General features: G+C 61.1%; 10 protein-coding genes. 6 read left to right on the plus strand and 4 right to left on the minus strand.

Annotation, left to right across the window (positions count from 1 at the left end; translation table 11 throughout):
- On the plus strand, nucleotides 1-1,887 hold a 1,887-nt coding region (locus ABIE16_RS22185), incomplete at its 5' end, for an Ig-like domain-containing protein (RefSeq protein WP_429521937.1).
- A 257-nt stretch (nucleotides 1,888-2,144) separates the two neighbouring features.
- Here the strand turns inward: ABIE16_RS22185 and fos are convergent.
- The 3 genes from fos to ABIE16_RS22200 all read right to left on the minus strand — a co-directional run bounded on the left by fos (nucleotide 2,145) and on the right by ABIE16_RS22200 (nucleotide 8,382).
- On the minus strand, nucleotides 2,145-2,555 hold the full coding sequence (fos, locus tag ABIE16_RS22190) for a fosfomycin resistance glutathione transferase (protein WP_429521938.1): 411 nt from the start codon (nucleotides 2,553-2,555) through the stop codon (nucleotides 2,145-2,147).
- 206 nt (nucleotides 2,556-2,761) lie between these two features.
- Nucleotides 2,762-8,005 (minus strand): beta strand repeat-containing protein, encoded by a 5,244-nt coding sequence (locus ABIE16_RS22195; RefSeq protein WP_429521939.1) that lies wholly within the window; start codon nucleotides 8,003-8,005, stop codon nucleotides 2,762-2,764.
- An 89-nt stretch (nucleotides 8,006-8,094) separates the two neighbouring features.
- On the minus strand, nucleotides 8,095-8,382 hold the full coding sequence (locus ABIE16_RS22200) for a PilZ domain-containing protein (protein ID WP_057715226.1): 288 nt from the start codon (nucleotides 8,380-8,382) through the stop codon (nucleotides 8,095-8,097).
- A 204-nt stretch (nucleotides 8,383-8,586) separates the two neighbouring features.
- On the opposite strand from ABIE16_RS22200, the gene ABIE16_RS22205 reads away from it, so the two are divergent.
- The 3 genes from ABIE16_RS22205 to ABIE16_RS22215 all read left to right on the plus strand — a co-directional run bounded on the left by ABIE16_RS22205 (nucleotide 8,587) and on the right by ABIE16_RS22215 (nucleotide 12,504).
- Nucleotides 8,587-9,252: a LuxR C-terminal-related transcriptional regulator gene (locus tag ABIE16_RS22205; protein WP_218498271.1), complete on the plus strand. Its 666-nt coding sequence runs from the start codon at nucleotides 8,587-8,589 to the stop codon at nucleotides 9,250-9,252.
- A 170-nt stretch (nucleotides 9,253-9,422) separates the two neighbouring features.
- Nucleotides 9,423-11,231, plus strand: a complete 1,809-nt coding sequence (locus ABIE16_RS22210; RefSeq protein ID WP_429521940.1) for a monovalent cation:proton antiporter-2 (CPA2) family protein — start codon at nucleotides 9,423-9,425, stop codon at nucleotides 11,229-11,231.
- Nucleotides 11,232-11,406: 175 nt separating this feature from the next.
- A complete protein-coding gene (locus ABIE16_RS22215) occupies nucleotides 11,407-12,504 on the plus strand; it encodes a DNA alkylation repair protein (RefSeq protein WP_429521941.1) in 1,098 nt (365 codons plus the stop codon).
- A 132-nt stretch (nucleotides 12,505-12,636) separates the two neighbouring features.
- On the opposite strand, the gene ABIE16_RS22220 is transcribed toward ABIE16_RS22215, so the two are convergent.
- Nucleotides 12,637-13,539: a LysR family transcriptional regulator gene (locus ABIE16_RS22220; protein WP_429521942.1), complete on the minus strand. Its 903-nt coding sequence runs from the start codon at nucleotides 13,537-13,539 to the stop codon at nucleotides 12,637-12,639.
- A 132-nt stretch (nucleotides 13,540-13,671) separates the two neighbouring features.
- Between ABIE16_RS22220 and ABIE16_RS22225 the strand changes: the two genes are divergently transcribed.
- Together ABIE16_RS22225 and ABIE16_RS22230 are read left to right on the plus strand one after the other, a co-directional pair.
- Complete coding sequence (locus ABIE16_RS22225) at nucleotides 13,672-15,339, plus strand: GMC family oxidoreductase (protein WP_429521943.1); 1,668 nt, start codon at nucleotides 13,672-13,674, stop codon at nucleotides 15,337-15,339.
- A 135-nt stretch (nucleotides 15,340-15,474) separates the two neighbouring features.
- Nucleotides 15,475-17,097 carry an MFS transporter gene (locus tag ABIE16_RS22230; RefSeq protein ID WP_429521944.1) on the plus strand — a complete coding sequence of 541 codons (1,623 nt, stop codon included), beginning with the start codon at nucleotides 15,475-15,477 and terminating at the stop codon, nucleotides 17,095-17,097.
- The last annotated feature ends 92 nt before the right edge of the window (nucleotides 17,098-17,189 follow it).

Here is a 17,189-nt window from a genome sequence, read left to right on the forward strand (position 1 = left end):
GACGCCAATGGCCAGCTGTGGTTCAACCCGTTCAACACCGATGGTTTTCTCGGCGACCAGCTCCTGGTCAACTGGCAGTACCAGCCGCGCCTGAACGTGCGGGCGCGCAGCTATCGTTTCCGCATCCTCAACGGCTCGGTGTCGCGCTACTTCAGGATCGCGCTGGTGCGTGAAATCGTCGGCACCGGTGGCGAATTCCCCGGCCCGACAGGTTCCGGCCTGTCCTATACCCGCGTGCCGTTCCACTTGATCGCCAACGACGGCAACCTCATGGAACACGCCGTACCGTTCGACGGCAGCATGGACCTGGACGCTGACGGCGACCTGCAGGACCACAACGCCATCCTGCCCACCATGGGCATCGCCGAGCGTTACGACATCATCGTCAACTTCGCGAAACACGGGATCAGCACCGGCGACAAGCTGTATTTCGTCAACCTGATGGAGCACCACGACGGCAAGGGGCCGGAGAGTTTGCCGCCGAGCCTGGCCGATGTCCTGTCCGGCAAGTACAAGGCGGTGCTCAAGCTGGGCAGCAAAGGGCTGGAATGGGACGCCGGCGACCCGGTGGTCGGCAAGTTCCTGCAGATGCTGGTACAGCCTTATGCCGGCCAGGACGTGAGCATGAACCCCGCCGACTACGAACCCGCCAAGCCGGGCAAGGCGATGGGTAAAACCATGCTTCCGCTGACCCTCAACCGTGACGACCTGACGGTGCAGGCAAAACTGAAACTGGCGCGCCATCGCGAGTTCATCTTCGGCCGCTCCGATGGCACCGACGAAGCCCCCTGGACGATCAAGACCGACGGCGGTTTAGGCTTCCAGATGGACCCTCGAGTGATCAGTGCCGCTCCGCAACTGGCCAACGGTCCGACCCCTGCCGGGTTCTCCGGCGACGGCACCCTGGAAGTGTGGAGAATCAGGAATGGCGGCAACGGCTGGAACCACCCGGTGCACGTGCACTTCGAAGAAGGGATCGTCCTCAACCGCGACGGCAAGGCACCGCCGGAATGGGAAAAATGGGCACGCAAGGACATCTATCGCATCGGCGAGGGCATCGACAGCTCGCAGGACGTGGAAATGGCGATCCGCTTCCGTGAATTCGCCGGGACCTACATGGAGCACTGCCACAACACCCAGCACGAGGACACCTCCATGCTGCTGCGCTGGGATGTCGAGCACCCCGGCCAGTTCCAGTTGATGCCAACCCCCCTGCCCGGCTGGGACGGCGTCACCTACGTCAACTCCGCCGCGCTGCCGACCTTCCGCACTGGCGATACACGTGTCGAGGACCCCGATAACCAAAACCCGGTCGCCAACCCCGACAGCGCCATCAGTAACACCGGCCAACCGGTGATCATCAACGTGCTGGCCAACGACAGCGACCCTGACGGTAACGTGCCACTTAAAGTGGTGGGTCTGGAGCAGCCGGACTCCGGCAAGGGCGTGGTCAGCACCGATGGCCTGCGTGTGACCTACACACCACCGGCCACGGTCCCCGCGCCGTTCACCGCGACCTTTACCTATAGGGCCGCCGATGCCAAGGGCGCCGAGTCGGCACCGGCGACGGTATCCGTGGCGGTCTCGGCAGCGATCAACGAGAGCCTGATCGTCACCAGCGCCACCGTCACCGCCCGCAGCAACAGCCGCTGGTATTGGGTCCTGTCCGGCACCACCTCCCGTGGCACGGGCAATACCATCACGGCAACGGCCACCACCACAACCGGTACGGTGAACCTTGGCGCCGCCATCCTGACGCAGACACCGACAGGCGCGCGCTGGAACATAGCGGTGACGACCGCCGGCAGCGGCCCGTCGCCTAGCCCGACGGCGACCATCAAATCGGCCTTCGGCAAAACCGTAACGGTGCCGATAAAGGCGAACTGAGTACAACCAGGCGTTGGCGATGAGGGCCTCATTGAGGCCCTCTTGCTAAAAAACTGACAACTTACCTGGCTGTCAATTCTCCAGAAAGAAGGTGATTGGCGGGGATGTGTTCTTCAAGGTTGAACGAGTAAAACAGTCGCTCCTGCCCACTCGATAACTGTCCGATCATGCTACGTGCTTCCCTGATGGCCAATACAGATACTTTGCCGCAGGCCAGATAGCAGAGCTATTTCTTCAAAGTGATCAGACGAAAACGGTCAGTCAAAGAACTCCATACCTGCATACGGCTGGCGCCGGCATTGCTCAAGCCTTGAAGCCAGGCTGCCCACATGCACTTCCAGGCGATGTCCATCGGGATCAGAAAAATAAAACGAGTTACCTTCGCTCGAATTGGATTTCCACTCAACAACGTTACGAACCCGCAAGTAAGCGGTGACTTCTTCAAAATCTTCCTGCCCCACCGAAAACGCATAGTGGGTGTAATCAGGCTGTTTTTCCGCCAGACGGCTCTCATCGAGAGACAGACAAAGCCAGAGATCACCGAGGGAAAGATAGGCCCCCGTCTCCCAGCGGGCAGCCAATCTAAAGCCGGGTAGAGCCACATAAAACTCAATACTGCGAGAGAGGTTCACAACCGCCAACGTCAAATGATTCAAGCCAGTCAACATGAGCATCTATCCAGAACCAGTGCACGTAGAGTGAGATGGGTATCGAAACCCGTTTGCTGACTTCGATGAGATGACCGCCTCACGTGCTGAGGAAGTCAGTCAACCAAAATCGAGGCTCTTGAGAATACCTCGCACAGGCCCCATCGTGGATTTATCCGCGATGGGGCCTGCAACCGCGTAGCAACGTTCGGCCAGTAGCAAAAGCATCATACCGCCAGGATAAAGTCCGCCTGATCGATACCTGCACTGCTGACACCGACAAGGCGAATAGAGTCCACTCCGATCCCGATCAGCGTGTCCGCCCCGTCAGCCGCAATGCTCACGTTGGCAGCGAACGTCTCGCTGCTGATCCCCAGCCCCGCGATATTGAGCAGGTCCTGCCCTGCGGCCGGATTGACGTCGAAGTCCTGGATCAAGTCGTTGCCGAAGCCTGCGGCAGCAAACGCGAAGGTATCGTTGCCGAAGCCGCCGTTGAGCGTGTCGTTGCCCAGCCCGCCGAGGAACAGATCGTCACCCGCACCGCCGACCAGAGTGTCGTTGGCCAGGCCGCCCAGCATCCTGTGGTTTGCCGCCGCTGCATCGTAGGCCAGTTCACTGCCGCTGCCCTCGGCGTTCGCCTGCAAACCCGCCGCCGCGTATTGGCCATTCAGCGTGACCTGCGCCGCATGCGCGCCGTCGTTCACGATCAGCAGGCCACCGGTGCCGGTGTCATTCGCTGCATAAGTGATCTGCGTATTGGCGCCGAACGCAACATCGCCAAAGTCCAGCGTGTCACCCGCGGTGAAACCGCTGACGCTGCCACTGAACGCCGTCGACACATCAAGCTTCAGCGTGCCTGCCGCGCCGCTGTCAAACGTCACATGCTGATCGGAGGCAGCACCGAATTCCAGCATCGCCGAACCGCTGATAGTCGCGCTTCCCGCGCCTTGGGCATCTCCGTGGATGGTGATATTGCCATCGTTCGCCCATAGGCTACCGCTGTTGACCAGCGCACTTTCAATCACCAATCCGCCGCTGCCGCTGGCTTGCAGCACCCCCGTGTTGGTGACGGCGCTGTTACCGGTATCGATCACCAGCGCATTGACGCCGCTGGCATGAATCAGGCCTGAGTTGACCACCATCATCTGCCCCGCCCCCAACTGACCGGCACCCGAGATGGTGTTGTCGGCATTGGTGAGCACCGTGTCGGCGCTGCCGCCGAAAATCACGTTTTGCGCATTGTCAGATAGCAGCACCTGGCCGCCACCGGTCAAGGTCGCGCCACGGAACAGAATCTCAAGGCTGGTCTCGTTGCCGGTGGAGCCGAGCTCGATGGTGCCGCTGTTATGGATGCTGCCACCGAACGGCATGATCGCGCCGTCGGCAATGGTGAGGGTGCCCGTATTGGTCGTGACCGGGTCCACATCGAACAGTAAGTTGGCCCCGCTCAACGCCGCCGCATCCCCGCCGTTGACCGTGATCGTCTGGTCGGCGCTGATGCTGAGCACCGCATTGCCGTTCGCGTCATTGACGATACTCACATCCGCAAAATCGTTAACGCCCGTAAAGCCGATCAAGTCGATCTTGTCCGCCGCCGCATCGAAGCTGTAAATGACATTGTTGCCGATCGGCCTGGCGAACACGAAGGTGTCGGCACCGGACGAGCCGGTCAGGTTGTCGTCGGTGGACAAGGCGAAGATCGGTGCGCCTGGGGCATAGATTTCGACGTTGTTGAACACGTAGGCGCTTGCGGTGCTGCCGTCGCTGTTGCTCCAGTACATGTTGACATCGAGCACCAACGCACCGGCGAAGTCGCTTGGAGTTGTCACCGTCAATGCGCCGGGATCGCTGGTCTGCACGGTCCAGGTGCCATCGCCATTGTCGGTTCCTGCATTGAACACCCACCCCGAAGGAACACCGCTGATGGTCACCGTCACGGGGCCGCTAATATCGGCCAGTGGAACGTTGAGGGCCAGATTGATGGGTTCGCCGGCAACGCCTGCCGGAAGGTTTGCACTGCTCCCGGCCGCACCAGGATTGCCCGCCAGATCGGTGTAGCTGTTCGCGACAACGTCGACTTTTATGCTACCGCCCAGCGTTCTGGTCAGCATTGCCGTGTAGGTATCACCGTCTACCTGCGTGAAGTTACTCCAGGTTCCGCGGGGCGTTCCGCTCGTTGTCGTCACTGCTACATCAGACAGGTTGAAACCGCTCACCGTCTCACTGAACTGGAATGTGACCGTCGACGTTGAACCCGTCGAACTCCCTAAGGCAGTCCCTGTCACTATCACCGTTGGCGCCACGGTATCAACTGGCGTCTCAACGACGTTCTGCACGTTCACCGTAATCGTCTGCGTGTCGATTCCGCCATTGCCGTCGGACACCTGAACGTCCACAACGTAGGCATTGTCGCCGTCAGTACCACCGACATCCTGGGCATTCTCGAAATCGGGCGCTGAGTTGAACGTCAGCACCCCGCTTGAACTGATCGAGAACTTGCTGAAGTCCGTCCCGGCCGTATTCAGCAGCGAGTAGCTCAGCGTCTGCGCCGGCAGATCGGCATCAGTCGCCGCCACCGTCGTGACCGCCGTGGTGTTCTCCGCCACGTTGATCGAAGCCGTCGCACCACCACCGTTGGAAGTGATCGTCGGTGAGTCGTTGCTGCCGGCGATATTCACGGTGACCGAAGTGAGGGTGCCATCGGCACTGCTCACCGCGAAGCTGTCGGTGTAGGTGGTACCGGCGGCGAACTCGTTGTGGGCGGAGCTGGCGACGTAGGTCCAGGCACCGCCGGTGCCGATGGAGAACTGACCGTAGCTGCCGGCGGTGTTGGTTTGCGCGACGAAGGTTGCGGCGCTGTCGACGTCGCTGATGGTCAGGGTGCCGGCGGTGGAAATGTCGACGGCGGCATTGGTCTCGGTGAGGTTGGCGATGTCGGCGGACAGCACGGCCGCATCGTTGGTGCCGAGGATATGCACCGTGACCGAAGTGAGGGTGCCGTCGGCACTGCTCACCGCGAAGGTGTCGGTGTAGGTGGTGCCGGCGGCGAACTCGTTGTGCGCGGAGTCGGCGACGTAGGTCCAGGCACCGCCGGTGCCGATGGAGAACTGGCCGTAGCTGCCGGCGGTGTTGGTTTGCGCCTGGAAGCTTTCCGGGCTGTCGATATCGCTAATGGTCAGGCTGCCGCCGGTGGTCAGCGGAGCATTGGTTTCGCTTAGCGTAACGCTGGCCGAGGACAGCACGGCGGCGTCGTTGCTGCCGGTGACGGTGACGGTCACCAGCTGGGTGTCGACGCCGCCGAGGCCGTCGCTGACCTGCACGCTGAACACTTCGTTGTGACTCTCGCCCGCCTTCAGCGACTGCACCGCACTGGCGACACCATCGGTGCCGTTGGCCAGGGTGTAGGTCCACTGGCCGGAGTTGTCCACGGCAATCGAGCCGTAGGAGCCGGTATTTGACCCGGCAATACTCCAAGTGGCGGTGGCATCGTGATCGATGTCGGCCGAACTGAACTGGCCGCTGACGCTGAGCGTGGTGTCTTCCTGCACCGCGCCGGCATCATGGCCCGTCGCGAAACTGAGCACTGGCGCGTCATTGCTGCCGGTGACGGTGATGGTCACCAGCTGGGTGTCGACGCCGCCGAGGCCGTCGCTGACCTGCACGCTGAACACTTCGTTGTGACTCTCGCCCGCCTTCAGTGACTGCACCGCACTGGCAACGCCATCGGTGCCGTTGGCCAGGGTGTACGTCCACTGGCCGCTGCTGTCGACCGCGATCGAGCCGTAGGTTCCAGTTGGCGAGCCATTGATGGTCCAGCTGGTCGTGGCATTGTGATCGATGTCGGTCGAGCTGAACTGGCCGCCGACGCTAAGGGTAGTGTCTTCCTTCACGGTGCCAACATCGTTGCCGGTCGCGAAACTGAGCACTGGCGCGTCGTTGCTGCCGGTAATGGTGACGGTCACCAACTGGGTGTCCACGCCACCCAGGCCGTCTCTGACTTGCACCGTAAACACGTCATCATGACTCTCGCCAACCTTCAGCGACTGAACCGCACTGGCGACACCATTGGTGCCATTGGCCAGCGTGTAAATCCACTTGCCGGTGTTGTCCACGGCGATCGAGCCGTAGATGCCCGTATCCGTACCCGCAATGCTCCAGGTCGCCGTGGCATCGTGATCGATGTCGGTCGAACTGAACTGGCCATTCACAGTGAGCGCGGTGTCTTCCTGCACCGCACCGGCATCATTGCCCGTCACGAAACTGAGCACTGGCGCATCGTTGCTGCCGGTCAGGGTGATCGTCACATCCTTGGTCACCGTCGCCCCAAAGTCGTCGGTCAGCGTCACCGTGAACACTTCGGTCTTGGTCTGGCCCTCGGCCAGGTACTGCGCCGCGTTGTTGTTCAGCGTATAGGTCCAGCCCACGCTGCCCGCCGCGTCGCCCGTGCTCTCGTCGCTGACAATGGCCACCAGCGTACCCAGCGCACCGGACGGCGCGCTCACGCTGGCCACATGTGCGTCATCGGCCAGGTCTACGTCGCCGAAGGCGAAGCTGCCGCTGGCCACCGTGGTGCCGTCTTCGGTCACCGCCCCGCTTTCGATTTCTGCCGCCGTCACCGTCGGCGCGTCGTTGGTGCCGGTGATAGTGATGGTCACATTCTGCGTTACCGACGAACCCTGACCATCGCTGATGGTGACCAGGTAAGTTTCGGTTACTGTCTGTCCCTGGGCCAGGTACTGCGCCGCCGCATTGTCCAGGTTGTACGTCCATTGCACAGAACCGTTGGCCGCGTTCGCAGCTTCGCTTACCGGCGAGAGCATGAACGTACCAAGATGAGTAGCGTTGCCCCCCGCCGGCGCGAACGTCGCCATGTGCGTGTCATTGAGGTCGACGTCGTTAAAGACAATCGTGCCGCTGGCCGTCAGCGAGTCGGTCGTGCTCGCAGTGGTGTCGGCGTCTTCGGTTACCGTGCCGGCCTGCTCGCCGAGGCTGATCGTCACACCATCATTCACGCCCGAAAACTGCACCGTCGCGGTGGCCCAACTGAGCGTTCCGTTGCCGAGGCGCATCGCATAGGTAAAGCTGTCCGTCAGGAGCTCGCCAACAGCAAGCGCCTGGAGTTGTGCCTTGAAAGCAGAGGAGAAAGTAGCGGCGTCGTAGCCGACCTTCCCGTCCGAGGTGATCCAGATCTTTGCACCATTCTTACTGGTGTCAGAACTCGTCGCCTCAGCCCTCGCCGTATCCTGGGTCAGGAGGTCGGCCGGAGCATAAGCCTTGGTGGCAGTAGAAAAACTGTCCGCGTTGTCGAGTGACCAGAGTGTCTTCGCGTTGCCGCCAAGGTCATTGGACATGACGTCCCAATACATGACCCCCAGCAGATTTTCAGTGGTGTTAAGGACATCATCCTTCGCCTGCGGCGTGTTGGAAAACGAGGTAACGGTTCCGCCGCTTGTAGTTGTAGTGCTAGCCATGTCTTTCTCCCAAGAATGTCACCCTGAGCAAAAAACCGCTGTGGGCCACCAACAGCCGCAAGCCGATTCTTCCTCAACCCACGAACACTTCACTCCACCGGTACCAGCCGGCTGGCCAGTAGCTTCACGCCCACCCCGGCCCTGCCGCCCAGCGGTTCAATGCGCACGATTTGTCCTTGCGCCTTGAACTTCATGGGGCCGCCGGGCGTGTCGAGTTCAATCTCGAAGTCAATCAAGCTACCCACCTGCTGCTCGCTATCGGTTTCGAAATACAAACCGGAGGCGCTGATGTCACGGATGACACCCTGGCCCCCGCCGATCAGTTGCAGCGACAGGGTGACTTGTTCACGGGGCTCAATTCGGTGTGCGTCTCTCATGACTGCAGTCTAAAAACGGCCGCTGTTTATTACATGAGTGCGCTATCCCTTTTTTTCTGGGAGTCAATCACCCATGAAAACAGTGTTTTATGGGACAAATGTCATGGGAGGGGGGGACTGAAGCGCTATAGAAAAAAGCTACAGGCTGCAACGATTGCTATCATGATCAGCTAACACAACCCGCCTAAAGAGGCAGCGACCCGAATGCCAATTCAAGTCCTGTTAGTCGCTCTACCGCTCGTGGCCTGGGGCCTTGAGCGTCTGGTGGAAAGCGCTCAACCAAGGTTGGCGCTGGCGGGTTCGGTGGCGTCGGTGGCGCAATACCTGCTTTCGCTGCACCAATACGCGCCGGATGTGGTGGTGCTGGACCTGGACAGCGAGGACTGTATCGAGTCACTGGCCGAATTGCACAGACAGACCAAAGCCAGGATTCTGGTCGTGACAGGGTCGAGCGACGTGACGCTGCATGACAGTGCGGTGCTGGCGGGCGCACGTGGCGTGGTGGATAAGCGGGAGTCGGCATCCGCATCGACATTGCTCAAAGCCATAGAAAAAGTGCATGACGGCGAGCTCTGGATTGACCGCAATGCGACCAGCCGTATCTTCCTTGAACTGGCGCGCAAGAAAGTCGAGCGCGATATAGACCCGGAGCAACAAAAAATCGCCAAGCTAACGCGCCGCGAGCAGCAAACCATTGCATCGCTGGCCCGCGACCCCTCTGCCCCTGGCAAGTTGGTGGCCGAGAAACTGCACATCAGCGAACACACGCTGCGCAACCATTTGACATCGATCTACAGCAAGCTGGGCCTGACGAATCGCGTAGATCTGTACGCCTACGCACACAAGCATGGGCTTTCCACAGGCGACTGAGCCGATTCCTTCCAGATTGATCGAAAACCCGATCTACCCCACCCATCTCCTGCGAGACCGGCAAGATTCGCCATCAATCTGCGTGACAGACCACTGCCGCAGTGGATCTTCACGGAACCCAGCCTTTATCCTTGACGCCCCCCGCTGTCCCGAGTCCTGGAGTTTCGCCCATGCCCCATGAAGGCAACCTGCTACAAGCCGCTGTCGTATTTCTGATGGCGGCCGTACTCATCGTTCCATTAGCCAAGCGCCTGCAACTGGGGGCGGTTCTGGGTTATCTGTTTGCCGGGGTGATCATCGGCCCGTCGGTGCTGGGCCTGATCGACAACCCGCAAAGCGTCGCGAACATTTCCGAACTCGGCGTGGTGTTGCTGCTGTTCATCATCGGCCTGGAACTGTCACCGCGACGCTTGTGGGTGATGCGCAAATCAGTGTTCGGCGTGGGCTTGGCCCAAGTGCTGCTGACGGGCTCGGTGATCGGCGTGGTGGCGCTGTGGCTGTTTGGCCAGCCATTGAACACCGCGATCGTCCTGGGTCTGGGCCTGGCGCTGTCGTCCACGGCGTTCGGCCTGCAAAGCCTGGCTGAACGCAAGGAACTGACCAGCCCCCACGGGCGGCTGGCGTTCGCGATTCTGTTGTTTCAGGACATCGCCGCGATCCCCTTGATCGCCATGGTGCCGTTGCTGGCCGGTGGCGATCACAGCACCACCGTCAGCGAAAATCTGAACCACGGCCTGCAAGTGCTGGCCAGCATCGCCGTCGTGGTGATCGGTGGGCGCTATCTGCTGCGACCGGTGTTTCGCGTGGTGAGCAAAACCGCGTTGCCAGAGGTCTCCACCGCCACGGCGTTGCTGGTGGTGATTGGCACAGCATGGCTGATGGAACTGGTCGGGATTTCCATGGCCCTGGGCGCCTTCCTCGCCGGCCTGTTGCTGGCGGACTCCGAGTATCGCCATGAACTGGAAGCCCAGATCGAACCGTTCAAGGGCCTGTTACTCGGGCTGTTTTTCATCAGTGTCGGCATGGGGGCGAACCTGAGTTTGCTGCTGAGCATGCCGATGGCTGTGCTGGGCCTGACCCTGTTGCTGATCGCGATCAAACTGCCGCTGCTGTTTATTGTCGGTCGATTGGCCGGAGGCTTGAAGAACGTCAGCGCGATCCGCCTGGGTATCGTGCTGGCGGCCGGTGGTGAATTTGCCTTTGTGGTGTTCAAGATCGGGCGAGATCATGGGCTGTTCGCGGCAGAACTGTATGACTTGCTGGTGCTGACCATCACCCTGTCCATGGCCGTGACACCCTTGTTGCTGCTGCTCTGCGCACGGTTGGTCAGCCCGAAAGTGCAACCGGTGGAAGTGCCGGAGAAGTTCCGCGAAATCGACGCCGACGCGCCACGGGTGGTGATCGCCGGCATGGGGCGCATGGGCCAGATCGTTGCGCGGATTCTGCGCGCGCAGAACATCAAGTTCGTGGCCCTCGACACCTCGGTGGAAACCATCGAACTGTCCCGCAGTTTTGGTGGCGTGCCGGTGTTCTACGGCGACCCGATGCGCCCGGAAATCCTCAACGCGGCCAAGGTCGGGGAAGCCGAGTTCTTCGTGATCGCCACCGACGACCCGGACACCAACATCAAGACCGCCGAGCTGGTGCGCAAGCTCTATCCGCATATGAAAATCATCGCCCGCGCCCGTAACCGTCAGCATGTGCACCGGCTGATGGACGTCGGCGCACACGCCGTGCGCGAAACCTTTTACTCGAGCCTGGAAATGAGCCGGCAAACCCTGATCGGGCTGGGATTGACCCAGGCTCAGGCGGATGCGCGGATCAAGCGCTTCAAGCAGCACGACGAAGTGGTGCTCGAAGCCCAGCATGCGGTGTATGACGACGCGGTGAAAGTGATGCAGACGGCGCAGGAAGCGCGGGCGGAACTGGCCAGGTTATTCGAGTCGGATCACCTGCAAGAGCAAGCGGGCAAGAATTGAGGTGGATTTGAGGGCCCCTTCGTCGGAACGCCGCCCGGAGCAAGCCCGCTCCCACATTGGATCTTGGGTGTTCACAAATATTGAGCCTGACAGAGCCCCCTTGTGGGAGCGGGCTTGCTCGCGAAGAACGATAACGCGGTGCATTGGATAAACAATCATTTCAAAGGAATCCACCATGACTGACCAACCTGCCCCCGCCCTCAAGGAAATCTTCAACAGCGAGCGTCTCCAGCACATCGCCACCGAAATAACGGCGGTGTATCCGGAATTCGAGGCCAGACGTTTCCTGAAGCTGGCCCGATCCGGGCTGGCAGACCTCAGTGTCATGCAACGCATGGCCCGGGTCAGCGAATGCCTGCACGCGGTGTTGCCGCTGGACTATGAAGCGTCGCTGCAGGTACTGCGCGCCCTCGCCCCGCGCCTGAACAGCGGCTTCGTCAGCATGTGCCTGCCGCACTTTGTCGCCAGCTACGGCGCCCATGCGTTCGATCAGTCGATGGACGCGCTGAAGTACTTCACCGCTTTTGGCTCTTCGGAGTTCGCAATCCGTCACTTTCTGCGCAGTGACCTCGAGCGCTCGCTCAAGCTGATGCATGCCTGGTCGCTGGATGACAACGAGCATGTGCGGCGCCTGGCCAGTGAAGGATGCCGGCCACGCCTGCCCTGGTCATTCCGGCTGGAGCCCATCCAGGCCGATCCGACACTGGCCGCGAACATCCTCGACAACCTCAAGGCCGACACGAGCCTGTACGTACGCAAATCCGTGGCCAACCACCTCAACGACATCACCAAGGATCATCCCGACTGGGTGCTGGACCTGATCGAAGGCTGGTCGCTGGACAACCGGCACACCGCATGGATCGCCAAACACGCCCTGCGCAGCCTGATCAAACAGGGCAACCGGCGGGCACTGGCGATCATCGGCGCGGGCGGCAAGCCTGAAGTCGAGATCGTTGATGTAAAAGTCGAACCGCCGGTGATTGGCCTCGGAGAAAAAATCACCCTGTCGTTTGCCGTCAAATCCACCGTTCAAAGCAGCCAGCGCCTGGTAATCGACTACGCCATCGATTACGTCAAGGCTAACGGCAGCACCTCGGCGAAGGTGTTCAAGCTCAAGGCGCTGACGCTGCCGGGCAACGCCGTCGAAGCCGTCAGCCGTGGTCAGCAGATCAAGGAACTCACCACCCGCCGGCATTATGCGGGGTGCCATGCGGTGCACATCATGGTCAATGGTGAACGGCTGGCCAGCACGGCGTTCGAGATTCTTGCTTGAGCCCCAAGATGGATATTGGATGTGCTGCCGCCATCGCGAGCAAGCTCGCTCCCACATTGGTTTAGCTTCGTTCGCAAAATGTGTGACAACACAGCACCCTGTGGGAGCGAGCTTGCTCGCGATCGCGTCCGTTCAGGCACCGTAGGAGGTTGGCCCGAGCAACAACCCTTGCTCCCGCTCACACAACTCCACCACATAATCCCAAAGCACCCGCAGCCGCACCGATTTGTGCAGCTCCCGGCGGGTGCTGATCCAGTAGCTGCGCTGGATGCTTTCGTCCGGCAGCAGCGGCACCAGGTCCGGGTCGGCGCTGGCCATATAGCACGGCAGCACGGCGATCCCCAGGCCTGAGCGCGCCGCCTGTTGCTGGGCGATCACGCTGGTGCTGTGAAACACCACCCGTGGGTTGCGGCAGAAGCTGTTGAGGAACATCAGTTCCTGGCTGAACAGCAAATCATCGACATAGCCAATCCACGCATGACGCCCCAGGTCCTCCCGACTGCGTAACGGCGGCGAACGATCGAGATAGTCCTGGCTGGCATACAACGCCAGGCGATAGTCGGTGAGTTTGCGGGTGACCAGCATGTAGGCGGCCGGGCGTTCGAGGTGGATGCTGATTTCCGCCTCGCGGTTGAGGATGCTGACAAAACGCGGCACCGCCACCAGTTCCACCTCCAGCCCCGGATAGCGTTCGAACAAGCCGTTCATGCGACTGGCCAGGAACATGATGCCCAGCCCCTCCGTCACGCCGACGCGGATCTTGCCCAGTGGCGCGGTGGATTGGGTGATTTCCTCCTGTGCCAGCAGCGCCACGTTCTCCATCGCCTCGGCGTGTTTAAGCAACGCCTCGCCGGCCGGGGTCATCTCGTAACCCTGGGCATGCTGGACGAACAGCGCCGTACCGAGGCTTTTTTCGATGGCCTCGATGTGCCGCGCCACGGTGGCATGGGTGGTGTTCAAGCGACGGGCAGCCGTCAGCAAACGCCCGCTGCGCTGCAATTCGAGAAAAAACCGCAGGTCATTCCAGTCGAACATGAATCGTCCTTGTTCGTTGCCGTTCGGGATGCTGCTTAAAAACGCACAGCAGCTGCGCAAAAACTAACATTCTTTTGACGAAAGCTAACAACTAGGATGACAGACAACAAGAACAACAACACGAGGTCAGGGATGCAGGCTTCCCTAGATGAATTCGATTACATCGTGGTCGGGGCCGGGCCGGCCGGGTGTCTGCTGGCCAATCGATTGTCGGCCGATGCGCAACATCGCGTGTTGCTGCTCGAGGCCGGCGGCCGCGACAACTATGCGTGGATTCACATCCCCGTGGGTTACCTGTTCTGCATCGGCAACCCGCGCACCGACTGGTGCTTCAAGACCGAAGCGCAACCGGGCCTGCAAGGTCGCGCCCTGAGCTACCCGCGCGGCAAGGTGCTGGGGGGCTGCTCCTCGATCAACGGCATGATCTACATGCGCGGCCAGGCAGGCGACTACGACGGCTGGGCCGCCGACGGCAATCCCGGCTGGAGCTGGCGAGACGTATTGCCACTGTTCAAGCAGAGTGAAAATCACTTTGCCGGCGCCGCCGAGTTTCACGGCGCCGCGGGCGAATGGCGGGTCGAACGCCAGCGCCTGTCATGGCCGATTCTCGATGCGTTCCGCAGTGCCGCCGAGCAAAGCGGCATCGCCAGCATCGATGACTTCAACCAGGGCGATAACGAAGGTTGCGGTTATTTCCAGGTCAATCAGAAGGCCGGCATCCGCTGGAACGCGTCCAAGGCCTTTCTCAAACCCATTGGCCAACGTCCCAATCTCACCGTGCTGACCGGTATCGAAGTCGACCGCGTGTTGCTGGACAATGGCCGTGCCTCGGCGGTCAGCGCCCGCTGGCAAGGCCAGGCAAAAACCTTCAAGGCGCGCAAGGAGATCGTCCTGTGTGCCGGCTCGGTCGGTTCGCCCAGCATCCTGCAACGCTCCGGCATCGGCCCGCGTCCACTGCTTGAGCGGCTGGGCATTGGCGTCGCCCATGAGTTACCCGGCGTCGGTGGCAACCTGCAAGATCACCTGCAACTGCGGCTGATCTACAAGCTGGAAAATGCCCGCACCCTGAACCAGATCGCCGGCAGCCTGTGGGGCAAGATGGGCATGGGCCTGCGCTACCTGTATGACCGCAGCGGCCCGCTGTCCATGGCGCCGAGCCAGTTGGGCGCCTTTGCCCGCTCGGGGCCGGAGCAGACTTCAGCCAACCTCGAATACCACGTGCAGCCGCTGTCGCTGGAACGCTTTGGCGAACCGTTGCATGCCTTCCCGGCGTTCACCGCGTCGGTCTGCGATCTACGTCCGCAAAGCCGTGGCCGGGTGGAAATCCGCTCGGCCGATCCGCAAGAAGCCCCGCTGATCCAACCCAATTACCTGAGCCACCCGCAAGACCTGCGGGTCGCCGCCGACGCCATTCGCCTGACCCGGCGTATCGTCGCCGCCCCGGCCCTGCGTGCCTTCAATCCGGTGGAGTACCTGCCCGGCGACAGCCTGCAAAGCGAAGAACAGTTGCACGAAGCCGCCGCGCGGATCGGCACCACGATTTTCCATCCGGTGGGCACCTGCCGCATGGGCAATGACGCCGACGCCGTGGTCGATGCGCAACTCAAGGTCCATGGCATTCCCGGCCTGCGCATTGCCGATGCCTCGATCATGCCGCGCATCACTTCCGGTAACACCTGCTCGCCGACGCTGATGATTGCCGAAAAGGCTGCACAATTGATCCTCAACCCTGTTGTAAACACATCACCTGTGGGAGCGGGCTTGCTCGCGAAGGCGTCGTGTCATTCAACATCAATGTGAATGATCCACCGCTTTCGCGAGCAAGCCCGCTCCCACAAGGATCGCATTAGATTCACGGACACTGAGCATTACCCCTGAAATGGAACACGCAACACCAGTGGAACAACAAAAACAATCACTGTGAGGGATACCGGTATGTCAGAGAACGTTCAAACCCTGGAAGCCGTGCGCAGCGCGGGCACCAGTCAGGAAACCCAGAAAGTCATCTTTGCCTCGTCCCTCGGGACGGTCTTCGAGTGGTATGACTTTTTCCTCTATGGCGCCCTCGCGGCGGTGATCAGCAAGCAGTTTTTCGCCGGGGTCAACGACACCACGGCGTTTATCTTTGCGTTGATGGCCTTCGCCGCCGGCTTCATCGTGCGGCCGTTCGGCGCGCTGGTGTTCGGTCGGTTGGGGGACATGATCGGGCGCAAGTACACCTTCCTCGCCACCATCGTCCTCATGGGCCTGGCGACGTTCTGCGTCGGGCTGCTGCCGACCTACGCCAGCATCGGCATCGCCGCGCCGATCATCCTGGTGGTGCTGCGCATGCTCCAGGGCCTGGCCCTGGGTGGTGAATACGGCGGCGCCGCGACCTACGTCGCCGAGCACGCGCCCATCGGCAAGCGCGGCTTCCACACCAGCTGGATTCAATCCACCGCGACCCTGGGCCTGCTGCTGTCGCTGCTGGTGGTGCTGGGCTGTCGTTACTTCACCGGCGATCAGTTCGAAGTCTGGGGCTGGCGCATTCCGTTCCTGTTTTCCATCGTGCTGCTGGGCATCTCGACCTGGATTCGCCTGAGCCTGCATGAATCGCCGGCCTTCGTGAAAATGAAAGAAGAAGGCAAGTTGTGCAAACAGCCGATTCGCGACTCCTTCGGCAAGTGGGAAAACCTCAAGGTGGTGTTGATCGCCCTGTTCAGCATCAATGCCGGGCAAGCGGTGACCTTCTACGCCGCGCAATTCTATGTGCTGTTCTTCCTCACCCAGTTCCTGAAAATGGACCCGGCCGTGGCCAACGGTTTGCTGATCGTCAGCGTGACCATCGGCGCCCCCTTCTTCATTTTCTTTGGCTGGCTGTCGGACAAGGTCGGGCGTAAACCGGTGCTGATGATCGGCCTGCTGCTGGCCACCGCCCTGTACTTCCCGATCTTCAAGACCCTGGCCCACTACGCCAACCCGGCCATCGACCAGGCCAGCCGCCAGGCACCGATCACCGTGATGGCCGACCCGGCCACCTGCACCTTCCAGTTCGACCCGGTGGGCAAGGCGAAATTCGACAGCCCGTGCGACAAGGTCAAGACCTTCCTGGTCAAGCAGGGCCTGCCGTACCAGAGTGCTGTCGCACCGACCGGCAGTGACGTGCAGGTGAGCGTCGGTGACGTGAAGATCGACGGGTTCGACGAAGCCGCCCTGCGCGGTGCCGTGACCCTCGCCGGTTACCCGCAACAGGCGGACATGCAGCAGATCAACAAGCCGATGATCGTGGCGCTGATCGTCGCGCTGATCATCATCTCCGCGATGTGCTACGGCCCGCTGGCGGCGTTGATGGTCGAACTGTTCCCGACCCGCATCCGCTACACCTCGATGTCCCTGCCCTACCACATCGGCAACGGCTGGTTCGGCGGCTTCCTGCCGACCGTGTCGTTCGCGTTGGTGGTGTACACCGGGGATATCTTCTACGGGCTGTGGTATCCGGTGGTGATCACCGGGGTGAGCCTGGTGGTGGGGATGATTTGCCTGCGTGAGACGCGCAACGTCGATCTCGATAAAAACTGACCTGACCTGTCATTGTAGGAGCGAGCCTGCTCGCGATGGACTCGAAAGCGCCGCGTTTAACCACTAAACACGCGTTTTCGTTAACGACCATC

Origin of the sequence: Pseudomonas sp. 2725 (assembly GCF_050434585.1) — a bacterium.
Taxonomy (GTDB): Bacteria; Pseudomonadota; Gammaproteobacteria; order Pseudomonadales; family Pseudomonadaceae; genus Aquipseudomonas; species Aquipseudomonas jessenii.